The organism is Acidaminococcus hominis (genome assembly GCF_900291475.1).
GTDB classification, from domain to species: domain Bacteria; phylum Bacillota; class Negativicutes; order Acidaminococcales; family Acidaminococcaceae; genus Acidaminococcus; species Acidaminococcus hominis.
This window is the reverse complement of record NZ_OLMM01000004.1, coordinates 44,037-55,553: the sequence shown is the minus strand read 5'-3', so window position 1 is coordinate 55,553 and position 11,517 is coordinate 44,037. Positions and strand designations below refer to the sequence as shown.

Here is an 11,517-nt window from a genome sequence, read left to right as displayed (position 1 = left end):
ATGCTATCACAGAGGTCGCATTAGCCGGTCCTCCATTATTACATTGCACTGGACGACCGGATGCGACTCTCAAATGTTGAAGGTAATAAGGAACGAACGACGATAGAAGTTTCGTTATTTTACACCCCCTTCAGGACGCTTTTTCATTCGTAGTGGTTCAAAATATTTTTGATCCGTTCTTTTTTGGATTTGGGAATTTTCCACTCATAGTTCCGGAAGTTATTCTCCCGGTGGTCGGTGGAGTAGTCGGTGTAGTCGAAATCTTGATGCTGCTCATAGCTTCTGTTGTAGTCGCCATGGCCGTCATCGGTGTACCAAGTGCTTAGCATTTTAATCCTTCCTTTAGAAAAGTGATAGCAGAGAAATATACAGTTTGGCAAAAAAAACATACAATTCTTGCAAAAAGAGCCAATTCTTCCTAGTAATTTTACCACAAAACAGGTAAAATATATATACAACACATAGGGGAGTGGTACAATTTGAAAATCGTTACCTTTGTATACGATAATGACGAGCAAGTGGGCATTATCTCTGAAGACCAGAAGCACGTAATTCCGGCAAATAAATTTTCTAATTTGTATGATTTACTGAAACATTCAAATTTTGAAGAGTTGCTGGCCATCGCCCGGATGGAAATGGGCGCAGTTCCCTTGGACAAGGTGAAGCTGCTGGCTCCCATTACCCAGCCCCGGAATGATATCATTTGCCTGGGCATCAACTACCGGGCCCATGATGAGGAGCTGCCCAAGGATTTCGACCCGGAAAAGATTCGGGAACGGAATGTGCCGGTGTATTTCTCCAAACGGGCCAACCGGTGTGTGGATCCGGATGGCTATATTGACGGGCACTTTGGTTTTGTGGAAAAGCTGGACTACGAATGTGAATTGGCAGTGATCATTGGTAAGGAAGCCAGCAATGTGTCCGAGGAAGATGCCATGGACTACGTATTCGGGTACACCATCATCAACGATGTCAGCGCCCGGGATTTGCAGACCCGGCATAAGCAATGGTATTTTGGGAAGAGCCTGGATACCTTCGCTCCCCTGGGACCGTGCATTGTTACGGCGGACGAATTCCCGTTCCCGCCGGCTCTGAACTTGCAGTGCCGGGTCAATGGGGAACTGCGCCAGGACAGCAATACCCGGTACCTGGTACACGGGATTCCCTATATCATCAGCGAGCTGTCCAAAGGGATGACCTTGCAGGTGGGGACAATTATTGCCACGGGTACTCCCTCCGGGACGGGCATCGGGATGCACCCTCAGGTGTTCCTGAAAAGCGGGGATGTGGTGGAATGCTACATTGAAGGCATTGGAACCCTGCGGAATACGGTGAAATAAGGAAGAAAAGCGAAAAACGCAAACGGTCAGAGAAAAGGAAATTTCCTTTTTCTCTGGCCGTTTTTGTATAGATGGCTGCTCCTGGTGAAGTAGAAAAGGTTTGCAGGGCGTTTATAAGGCCGCGGATTATAAACTGGAATGGATGAGGTTCGAAGCAATATGGGAGAGAATACTATTTTGGTGCAGGGCGTAGGGTTTATTGGTGTAATATTATTTCTTATATCGTATCAGGTAAGGTCAAACCGGAAGCTGTTTATTCTACAGACGCTGGGCTGCTTGGCTTTTGGATTACAATTTGTAATGCTTGGGGCCTATAGTGGGAGTATTAGCCTGCTGATTAACATTATCAGAAATATTATGCTTACCAAATACAAGGAATATAAAGTGGTACGCTGGAAAGGCTGGGTTGTCATTTTTTCCATATTAGTGGTTTTTGCAGCTATATTCACCTGGAGTGGATGGAAAAGTGTTCTCCCTGTAATAGGGACAATTGCGGGAACAATTGCCTATTGGACCAATAATGCCAGAAAAATAAGGCTGGCAAATCTTTTTGTCAATGCACCAGGCATGCTGTTTTATGATGTGCTGGTAAAATCCTGGGGAGGCGTTTTGAACGAAAGCATAACCATTGTTGCTATTGTGGTATCAATAGTGCGTTTCGGATGGTCCGCTTTAGATGGTGATAAAATTGAAAGCTAAAACCTGGCTTTGTAATTGGTATTTGCTCCCCTGACAAAAAATGCTGTGGGTCAACAAAAAAACGCATTGCCCGCTCTGTGGGGCTTTTATGAGAACTTTCAGACCAAGCCTTGAAAATGGCAGCCTGAGATTGGTTATGGAAGAATATTGGGTTTAGAAAAAATAGTAAATCCTGGCAAAATTTTTGATGTAACTCTTTACATTACGTCAAAATGATGGTATATTATCAATGTAAATGAAAGCATTACATCAAACAGCACGATTTTCCTGGAAACGGGAAGCCAAAGGAGGAGCTATTATGAACAAGGTAGTAGAATTTCTGAAAGAGAATCCGGTACAATATCTGGCTACGGTGGGCCGGGATGGCAAGGCCAAATGCCGGCCGTTTATGTTTAGCCTGGAGCGGGACGGCAAGCTGTGGTTCTGCACCAACAACACCAAGGAAGTGTACAAGGATATGCAGGCCAATCCTTATGTGCAGGTGACGGTTGCTTCTCCCAAATATGCCTGGCTGCGGCTGTCTGGGAAAGCGGTGTTTGAGGACAATCAGGCCATCAAGGAAGCCTGTATGGAGAATCCCATTGTAAAGAGCCAGTACCATACGGCGGACAATCCGATTTTCGTGGTATTCTATTTGGAAGATCCCCACGGGGTGATTGCGGACTTTTCCGGCAAACCGCCCTATGAATTCTAACTGACGCAGCGGGCAGAGAAAGGGGTGAGGAAGTTGACCCAGGAAGAAAGACGGGTGGAGTTAATCCGGCAGCTTTTGGCGGAATGGCCGGAGTATCAGGAAATTGCCGTGCCGGAAGGTGCGGAGGAGCAGCGTTTCCTGCTTCGGGGGCTGCTGAATGTGCGGCCGCCGGCTCCGGTGAGCCAGGAGTTTCTGGCGGTGCAGGATGCCTATTTGCAGGAGCGGCTCCAGGAACGGGGCATGGTGCGGGTGGAAGACCTGCAGCCCCGGGAGCCGGGGCTTTATTTGTGGCAGGGGGATATTACCCGGCTGGCCTGTGACGCCATTGTCAATGCGGCCAACAGCGGATTGACCGGCTGCTACCGGCCCAACCACCACTGCATCGACAACTGCATTCACTCCTTTGCCGGGGTGGAGCTGCGGCTGTCCTGTGCCCAGCTGATGGCTGAGCAGGGGCACCCGGAACCTACGGGCCAGGCCAAGCTGACGCCGGCTTTCAATCTGCCCTGCCGCTATGTACTCCATACGGTGGGACCCATTGTCCAAGGCCCGGTGACGGACCGGGACCGGGCATTGCTGGTTTCCTGCTACAACAGCTGCCTGAAACTGGCGGCCCAGCAGGGGCTTGCCAGTGTGGCGTTTTGCTGCATTTCCACAGGGGTATTCCATTTTCCCCAGGCTGCAGCGGCCCAGCTGGCGGTACGGACCGTGCGGAAATTTTTGCAGCAGGAAAGTTCTGTGAAGAAGGTGATTTTCAATGTGTTCACAGCAGAGGATTACGCCCTCTACCAGGGGCTCCTGGGAACAGTCCGCTAAGCTGGAACGGCTGCAGGAGGCGCTGCGGGCAGCGGACGCCGTGGTGATTGGGGCAGGGGCTGGGCTATCCACCTCTGCCGGGTATACCTACAGCGGTGAAAGGTTCCAGCAGCTGTTTCCGGACTTTATTGCTGCCTACCAGTTTTCCAATATGTACGAGGCGGGTTTCTATCCCTACCGGACGCCGGAGGAAACCTGGGGCTTTTGGAGCCGGTACATTTACTATAACCGGTACGTGCCCATTCCCAAGCCGGTGTATCAGCAGCTGCTCCAGTTGGTGGAAGGCAAGGAATATTTTGTCCTGACCACCAATGTGGATCATTGTTTCCAAAGGGCGGGGTTTGCCAAGGAGAGACTGTTCTACACCCAGGGGGACTACGGGCTGTGGCAGTGCTCGGAGCCCTGTCACCAGGAAACCTATGACAACGAGGCAGTGGTCCGGGAAATGGTCGCCCGGCAGCGGGACCGGAAGGTGCCTAAGGAACTGGTGCCCCATTGCCCCAAATGCGGACGGCCTATGGCCATGAACCTGCGCAGTGATGACACCTTTGTCCAGGATGCAGGCTGGTACCGGGCGGCCAAGCGGTATGACCAGTTTGGCCAGCAGCACCGGCAGGGCAAGGTCCTGTACCTGGAGCTGGGGGTGGGCTTCAACACCCCGGGCATTATCAAGTATCCTTTTTGGCGGCTGACCAAGGACAATCCCCAGGCGGTGTACGCCTGTCTGAACTACGGTCAGGCAGGGGCTCCTACGGAAATTGCCCAGCAGGCCATCTGCATCAACGGGGATGTGGGGGATGTGCTGGGAGCGCTGAAATCATGAGATAAAAAATGGGGCTGTGAAATAATGGAACTTCCTCCGAGGCCCCTCGGCCCCACCTCCTTCACGCTGGTGTGCTCCCCGTCAAGTAGACAGTTCCTAATAATATAAACCTCTACGCCGCCATTTGGTAGCTATTATGTTTTTGCATAGGGGTCAAACGGCCCAAATTCCGCTGCAAACGGCCACTGTTGTAATACTCCATGTAGTTATTAATCATCGTTACCAAAGCTTTACGGCTGTCGAAGTCACGAGTATAGTACCGTTCTCTTTTCAGCATGCCCCAGAAGCCTTCCATCGGGCCATTATCAATGCATTTTCCTATCCGTGACATACTCTGCGTCATACCAGCATCTAGAATCATCTTGCGGAAATCCCTGCAGGTGTATTGGAATCCCCGGTCAGAGTGAAACAGGGGATGCGCGCCATGGTTTTTCAACAATGCCTTATTGAAGGTATTGAATACCAAATTTTTATCGTTCCGGTTGCTTATCACATAGGAAACAATTCGTCTGTCATACAGGTCAATAATCGCGCTCAGATATACCTTATGCACAACTACCCCCTCATAGTAGTGAAATTCTGAGACGTCAGTACACCATTTCTGGTTAGGGGCATCGGCTTTAAATTCCCTATTCAAGATATTTTCTGCAATGTATGCAGGATCTATTGCACGCTGGGTGCAGCCCTTAGGGGCATATTTAATCGTAGACTTTATATTTATCACTCGACAAAGATGAAGAACGCGACCGTCACCAATTGCTATTGGTTTCGTGTCAGGATAGATCTTCTTATTTGGGGCTCGTAAGTCATCAGCTATTCGTCTGTACCCTTTAGCTGGGTCAGCCTTGTATATCTCTTCTATTCTTTTAGCAATTTCCTTGTCGTCAATTTCGCGTGCTGAAGGCTCTCTATGAAGCCATTTGTAGTAGCCGGCCCGGGACACTTTTCCCAATTTGCACAGGCCAAGAATAGGGTAATTCTTTTCAGCGTGCAGTTCTTTAATGGCTTCATAAATGGCTCCATATCTTATTTGTGTGAATCCCGCCTCCTTTCCACAATATCGAGTTTTTTTAGGAAATCAATCTCCATATCCTTGGCTTTGAGTTTTGCATTAGCCAGTTTGAGTTCAGCTTTCATACACTCATATTCTGTAGGGGCTTCTTCAGGGACTTCTACTGGCTTCCTGTGTCCGCGCCCATCTACGAGTCCTTCGGTATTGTACTTATTATATTTTAAGACGTAATTTCTGACTTGCTGGTAGGAAACCTTAAACTTTTCAGCGGTTTCATGGTAAGCATTCCCGTTTTCAATGCAGTATTTTACGATTTCAACGCGCTCGTCAAAGGTCGTTTGTCTAGCTTTAGTCATGATCTTGGCACCTCCAGTACCCGAACTTTTTAGTTCCTCATGACTATTATACTTCTTTAACCAGTCTCTGATTTGACGAGAACTTTTTAATCCGTATTTTTGTACCAGCTGGGACATAGTCGTTTCGCCCTTAAGATATTCCTCTACGCATTGGATCTTAAGATCAGCAGAATAACTTTTAACCTGTCTTTTGTTAAATACCTCAGGACCATTTCCTATATATTCATCTACCCAATACTGTACTGCTTTCCAGTGAACCCCTAACCTTTTTGCAGAAACCATTGGTGATTCTTCATGAGCAAGAACAGCTTTGACAGCCTTTAATTTATCCTCTGCACTGACTTTCGATATAGACATTTTACATACTCTCCTTTCAACGAATCCAGGAGGTTTAACTATATGCCAGTCTACTTTATTCATAGCATACCACGCTTGAAGGAGGCATGCTAGGCCGCTGCTGGTCAAGTAAAGTCTGAACTATAGTTATAGTACCCGTATTGATAAACACTGGAGTTCTGACGGTTATGAATGGCCCCTGAGCGGTTCGCTGCTAGCCAAAGTGGTTCGCGGCTCGCTGCGCAGCTTCACCCTGCGGGTTCGCTTTGCAGGCCGCTATCACACGGCTCATATTAACCAATTCTCTGCGGCATATAGCCTTGAGAATTGGAGCTGAGCGCCAAGCGTTGTAGGGGCTGACAGTCCGCAGGACTGCCTGAGGAAGTTTGTTAGGATACAGTTATAAAGAACAAGAAAAATGGCTTGCGAACTCATTTAAGTTCGCAAGCCATTTTTCTTTCGGGGGTAAGTATTATTTTCCCCCCCCCATTTTTTATTGCCTCTTTATTTTTTGCTTTCCTTTGCTATGATAGAGTTGTATTACAAAAGAGCCAATAGCTGGCGCAGGGATTGTTCCATGAAGCCGTCCTTACGATAGATGAACAGGGTGGGCAGGGTGTCAAAGGGCTTGGGCAGTGGCTGCAGGTCCAGGGTGCCGGCGGCCGCAAAGGCACTGACCACGGCTTCGGGGAACAGGCTGATGCCCAGGCCGGCGCTGACGCTGGCCAAGATGGCTCCCAGGGAGGTAAATTCGATAATCTTTTCGGGAAGGAGTTCCCGGGAGGACAGGCAGGCTTCCAGGGTTTTGCGGTAGGAGCAGCCCTGGGGGAACACCAGAAGGGGCTGGCGGAGCAGGGCTTCTGCGGGGGCCCGGCTGCTGCCCTTGGGGGTTACCAGCACCAGCCGTTCGGTCTGGACCAGTTTGGTGCCCAGCCCGGGATGGCGCAGGGGACCGGCGGCAAAGGCTCCGTCCAGGGTATGGTCCAAAACGCCCTGGAGGGAAGCGGCAGTGGTGCCGGTCTGGATGCGCAGGGACACCTGGGGATTTTCCGCATGGTAGCGGGACAGGAGCGGGGGCAGCAGGGTCATGGCGGTGGATTCCATGGAGCCCAGGGTCAGGCTGCCTTTGGCGGTGCCGTCGTCTTTCAGGACGGCTTCGGTTTCGGCGGCCAGGTTCAGGAGTTTTTCTGCATACTGGAGCAGCTGTTCTCCTTTGGGGGTCAGGGTGACGCCGTGGCTGCAGCGATGGAACAGTTCGGTATGGAGTTCTTTTTCCAGCTGGCTGATTTTGGTGGACAGGTTGGATTGGGCGTAGTTCAGTTTTTGGGCGGCTTTGGACAGGCTGCCTTCGGCTGCAACGGCCCGGAAAAATTTTAGTTCTTGGAGATCCATGGTCTGCCTCCTGTTTCTTGATGTGATATATAAAAATAAGATTGCAGGTTATATATTTAATAATATACCACAGCCCTGAATGGGTGTAAACTAGCATTAGCAAAAGGAGAGAAGCATATGAGCAGAGTATTTTGCATTCCGAAAAAGGTGGTTACGGGCCCGGGAGCCCTGGAAGTTCTGGGCAGCGGGCTGGAAAGTTATGGGAAAAAGGCTCTATTGGTTACGGGCAAGCATGCGGTAAAGGACGGTACGGCGGGCCGGGTGGAAAAACTGCTGGAGCAGCAGGGCATTGGGCTGGTGCTGTACGACGGGATTTCCGGGGAACCCACGGATACCATGATTCTGGAAGGGCTCCGGGAATACCGGGCTGCGGGCTGTGATTTTCTCATAGGTCTGGGGGGCGGCAGTCCTCTGGATGCCATGAAGGCCATTGGGGTGCTGGCGGTGCATCCTGGGAAGCTGTCGGATTACCTGGGCAAGGAGATTGCCGGGCCGCTGCCGGGGATGGTTGCCATTCCCACCACGGCGGGCACCGGTTCGGAAGCTACCCAGTTTACCATTATTACTGATACGGCAACCCAGGTAAAAATGCTGCTGAAAGGGGCGGCCCTGCTGCCGGACCTGGCCGTGGTGGATCCGGCGCTGTCGCTGTCGGCTCCTGCCAGGGTAACGGCTTCCACGGGCCTGGACGCGCTGACCCACAGCATTGAGGCCTATACCTCCAAAAAGGCCCAGCCTCTGACGGACACCCTGGCCCTGTCTGCGGTGAAACGGATTTTTGCCAATCTGCCCACCGCCTATCGGGAGGGGAAGAACGCTGAGGCTCGGGAAGAAATGGCTATGGCGGCCCTGGAAGCGGGCATGGCCTTCAACAATTCCTCGGTGACCCTGGTCCATGGCATGAGCCGGCCCATTGGAGCGCTATTCCACGTGCCCCATGGACTTTCCAACGCCATGCTGCTGGGGGTCTGCCTGGAATACGCCCTGCCGGGAACGTATGAGCGGTTTGCTGCCTTGGGCCGGGCCGTGGGGGCCGCAGAGGTCTCTTTGCCGGACCAGGCGGCTGCGGAAGCCTTTTTGGCAGCGGTGCGGGACCTGTGCGAGACCTGCCAGGTACCCACTTTGGCCGAATACGGCGTTGACCGGGCGGCTTTCTTTGCCCAAATCGACAAGATGGCAGAAGACGCTATGAACAGCGGCAGTCCTGCCAATACCCGGCGGGTACTGAATGCGGGCGTGCTGAAAGAATTGTACAGGAAATTGTGGTAAGGAGGCCCTTATGCTGGAACCCTTGGAACGGCTGAAGCTTGCTATGGCGATTTATAATCAGGGAGATCCCAAACGGCTGCAGCACCTGCTGAAGGTGCACAGCCTGGCCCGGCTATTGGGGCAGCTGGAGGGGCTGGAAGGGGAAGCACTGTTTCTCCTGGAAACCACGGCCCTGGTCCACGATATAGGCGCCCGGAAGGCGGAGGCCCTGTATGGGGCGGCGTTCCGGCAATACCACGAAGCCCTGGGGGTACAGGAAGTTCCTTCCGTACTGGAACCCTTGGGGTATACCCGGGAGCAGGTAGAGCGGGTGCAGTTTATAGTGGGGCATCATCACCAGTACGGGGCCATTGACAGTTTGGCTTTCCAGGTGCTGGTGGAGGTGGATTTTATGGTGAATGCCTACGAAAAGCAGCTGCCGCTGACGGCTGTGGCCAATTTTCGGGATAGAATTTTTCGGACGGCCGAAGGCCGCAAATTGCTGAATACCATGTTTGGCCTAAAGGAGAAATCATGACGACATTTCATACCATCAAAGTGCAGGGGCTGGATATTTTTTACCGGGAGGCTGGAAATCCGGAGAAGCCGGTGCTGGTGCTGCTCCACGGCTTTCCCTCGGCCAGCCATATGTTCCGGGACCTGCTGCCCCGGCTGGAACAGGATTTTCATATGTACGCCCCGGATTACCCGGGCTTTGGCCAATCGGCCATTCCTTCCCGCAAGGCTTTTGCCTATACCTTTGACCACCTGACGGAAGTGGTGGAGGGCTTTTTGGAGGCCTTGGGGCTGCATTCTTTCTTTCTGTATGTGTTTGACTATGGGGCACCCATTGGGCTTCGGATTGCCGGTCGGCATCCAGACTGGATCCGAGGCATCATCAGCCAGAACGGCAACGTGTACGAGGAAGGGCTGGGGGCCAAGTGGGCCGCTCGGAAGGCGTATTGGGGGCATCCCACGCCGGAACTCCGGGAGCAGTACAAAAGTGCTTTTGCCCCGGAGACCATTTATGGCCAGTATACCTTTGGCACGGAGCCGGGCAGTGTGTCTCCAGACGGGTATTCCCTGGATATTTTCTATACCCAGCGGCCGGAGTATGCAGAAATCCAGGCAGATTTGCTTTTCGACTACCAAAACAATGTGAAGCTGTACCCGGCCTTTCAGAAGTACCTGCGCAAGGAGCAGCCGCCGCTTTTGGCGGTATGGGGGAAGAACGATCCGTCCTTTATTCCTGCCGGGGCTCTGGCTTTCCAGCGGGATCTGCCCCAGGCCGTCATCAAACTGGTGAACAGCGGCCATTTTGCCCTGGAATCCTGCTGTGAGGAAATTGCCCAGGCCATCCGGGAGTTTGCCAAGCCCTTGTGCCAAGGAACAAAATAAAAAAGAACCAAAGGAGTCAGTATGGAAACCATCGATTGCATCAAAACGCGCCGGTCCGTCCGGCAATTCACCGACCAGCCGGTAAGTCATGAGGAGCTGGAACAGATTATCCAATTGGCCGCCTATGCGCCTAGCTGGAAGAACACCCAAACCTCCCGGTTTATTGCGGTGTATGATCGGGCCAAGCTGACCCAGCTGGCGGAAGAATGTATTCTGGGTTTCAAAGGCAACTACAACACCATTTTGCACGCTCCCTGTCTGGTGGTGCTGACCACCGTGGACGGCAGGTCCGGGTACGAACGAGATGGTTCTTTCACCACCTCCAAGGGGACCCATTGGCAGTCCTTTGACGCGGGAATTTCGGCCCAGACCCTGTGCCTAGCCGCTCACCAGCTGGGGCTGGGAACGGTGGTCATGGGCATCTATGATGAGGCCAAGGTGGCCCAGGTGGTGGGGGTGCCGGAAGGACAGTCCGTTTCGGCGCTGATTGCCTTGGGGCATCCGGCAGCGGTACCGGCCATGCCCAAACGCAAGGCGCTGGATACGCTGCTGTCCTACCGGGAAGGCTGAAACAAGGTAAAACAACATCAGCTGGTCACTGCTTTTATACGTTTTAGGCATGACTCTACATAAAGGCAAAGTATTTGTTATAGAACCGGTATAAGCTTATAATATAAAGCGATACGATGACAAAAACGAGGTTAAGCTGTAGGGGGAGGAAATATGTCTAAAAAAGTTCTTGTGATTTCCAGCAGTTTGCGGAAAAACAGCAATTCGGAGGCGTTGGCCCGGGCCTTTGCCAAAGGGGCTGAGGAAGCGGGAAATGAAGTGGAGTTTGTGAGCCTGCAAGGCAAGGAGCTGCAATTTTGCATTGGCTGCCTGTCCTGTCAAAAGACCCAGCAATGCGTGCTCAAGGATGCTGCCCCGGCGATTGTGGTTAAAATGAAGGAGAGCCAGGTGCTTGCCTTTGCATCTCCCATCTATTATTACAGCATCTCCGGGCAGCTGAAGACGCTGCTGGACCGGGCCAACCCGCTGTTTCCTGCGGACTATCAGTTCCGGGATATTTATTTTCTCAGCGCAGCGGCGGAAGCTGATCCTGCTACCCCCCAGGGGGCGGAAACGGTCATCCAGGGCTGGGTGGACTGCTTTGCCAAGGCGCAGCTCCGGGGTACGGTGTTTGCGGGAGGTGTGACCCTGCCTGGAGAGGTAAAGAACCAGCCGGCGCTTGCGGAAGCAGAGGAGCTGGGCAGGAACGTGTAACGGCGTTAAGGGAAGAGGCTTGGAAAATGAACGTTCATTTTCCAGGTCTTTTTTGTTGCGTACAAACTTTTCTTTGCTTTACTTTGCTAAAGATTTCCCGGTACTTTGTTCCAACTGGTGCAAAATTTGCACGGTTTTGC

The 11,517-nt window shown here is 52.1% G+C and carries 14 protein-coding genes; 10 read left to right on the top strand and 4 right to left on the bottom strand.

Annotation, left to right across the window (positions count from 1 at the left end; translation table 11 throughout):
• Positions 1–143: 143 nt before the first annotated feature.
• Positions 144–329 carry a hypothetical protein gene (locus tag C7E10_RS03770; protein WP_105326025.1) on the bottom strand — a complete coding sequence of 62 codons (186 nt, stop codon included), beginning with the start codon at positions 327–329 and terminating at the stop codon, positions 144–146.
• 150 nt (positions 330–479) lie between these two features.
• Here C7E10_RS03770 and C7E10_RS03765 point away from each other — a divergent pair, with 150 nt between their 5' ends.
• From C7E10_RS03765 to C7E10_RS03745, 5 genes are all read left to right on the top strand, one after another.
• Positions 480–1,340 carry a fumarylacetoacetate hydrolase family protein gene (locus C7E10_RS03765; protein ID WP_105326024.1) on the top strand — a complete coding sequence of 287 codons (861 nt, stop codon included), beginning with the start codon at positions 480–482 and terminating at the stop codon, positions 1,338–1,340.
• Positions 1,341–1,499: 159 nt separating this feature from the next.
• The gene (locus C7E10_RS03760; RefSeq protein ID WP_105326023.1) at positions 1,500–2,039 is read left to right on the top strand and encodes a YgjV family protein; all 540 of its coding nucleotides are present in this window, start codon (positions 1,500–1,502) and stop codon (positions 2,037–2,039) included.
• A gap of 298 nt (positions 2,040–2,337) precedes the next feature.
• Entirely contained in the window at positions 2,338–2,733 is a 396-nt protein-coding gene (locus C7E10_RS03755) for a pyridoxamine 5'-phosphate oxidase family protein (RefSeq protein WP_105326022.1), read from the top strand.
• A 33-nt stretch (positions 2,734–2,766) separates the two neighbouring features.
• Positions 2,767–3,549 carry a protein-ADP-ribose hydrolase gene (locus tag C7E10_RS03750; RefSeq protein WP_105326021.1) on the top strand — a complete coding sequence of 261 codons (783 nt, stop codon included), beginning with the start codon at positions 2,767–2,769 and terminating at the stop codon, positions 3,547–3,549.
• On the top strand, positions 3,491–4,372 hold the full coding sequence (locus C7E10_RS03745) for an SIR2 family NAD-dependent protein deacylase (RefSeq protein WP_105326020.1): 882 nt from the start codon (positions 3,491–3,493) through the stop codon (positions 4,370–4,372). The genes C7E10_RS03750 and C7E10_RS03745 overlap by 59 nt, the downstream gene beginning before the upstream one ends.
• Before the next feature lie 112 nt (positions 4,373–4,484).
• Here C7E10_RS03745 and C7E10_RS03740 read toward each other — a convergent pair whose 3' ends face one another.
• From C7E10_RS03740 to C7E10_RS03730, 3 genes are all read right to left on the bottom strand, one after another.
• A complete protein-coding gene (locus tag C7E10_RS03740; protein ID WP_268802631.1) occupies positions 4,485–5,375 on the bottom strand; it encodes an IS3 family transposase in 891 nt (296 codons plus the stop codon).
• A 23-nt stretch (positions 5,376–5,398) separates the two neighbouring features.
• Positions 5,399–6,160 carry a helix-turn-helix domain-containing protein gene (locus C7E10_RS03735; protein WP_105326018.1) on the bottom strand — a complete coding sequence of 254 codons (762 nt, stop codon included), beginning with the start codon at positions 6,158–6,160 and terminating at the stop codon, positions 5,399–5,401.
• 456 nt (positions 6,161–6,616) lie between these two features.
• On the bottom strand, positions 6,617–7,468 hold the full coding sequence (locus C7E10_RS03730) for a LysR family transcriptional regulator (RefSeq protein WP_105326017.1): 852 nt from the start codon (positions 7,466–7,468) through the stop codon (positions 6,617–6,619).
• A 117-nt stretch (positions 7,469–7,585) separates the two neighbouring features.
• Between C7E10_RS03730 and C7E10_RS03725 the strand changes: the two genes are divergently transcribed.
• From C7E10_RS03725 to C7E10_RS03705, 5 genes are all read left to right on the top strand, one after another.
• On the top strand, positions 7,586–8,737 hold the full coding sequence (locus C7E10_RS03725) for an iron-containing alcohol dehydrogenase (RefSeq protein ID WP_105326016.1): 1,152 nt from the start codon (positions 7,586–7,588) through the stop codon (positions 8,735–8,737).
• Positions 8,738–8,747: 10 nt separating this feature from the next.
• Positions 8,748–9,254: an HD domain-containing protein gene (locus C7E10_RS03720; protein ID WP_105326015.1), complete on the top strand. Its 507-nt coding sequence runs from the start codon at positions 8,748–8,750 to the stop codon at positions 9,252–9,254.
• The gene (locus C7E10_RS03715) at positions 9,251–10,114 is read left to right on the top strand and encodes an alpha/beta fold hydrolase (RefSeq protein ID WP_105326014.1); all 864 of its coding nucleotides are present in this window, start codon (positions 9,251–9,253) and stop codon (positions 10,112–10,114) included. Before C7E10_RS03720 ends, C7E10_RS03715 begins: the two co-directional genes overlap by 4 nt.
• 21 nt (positions 10,115–10,135) lie before the next feature.
• Positions 10,136–10,684, top strand: coding sequence for a nitroreductase family protein (locus C7E10_RS03710; protein ID WP_105326013.1), 549 nt, complete (start codon positions 10,136–10,138; stop codon positions 10,682–10,684).
• Between the two features lie 153 nt (positions 10,685–10,837).
• The gene (locus C7E10_RS03705) at positions 10,838–11,377 is read left to right on the top strand and encodes a flavodoxin family protein (protein ID WP_105326012.1); all 540 of its coding nucleotides are present in this window, start codon (positions 10,838–10,840) and stop codon (positions 11,375–11,377) included.
• Positions 11,378–11,517 lie beyond the last annotated feature (140 nt).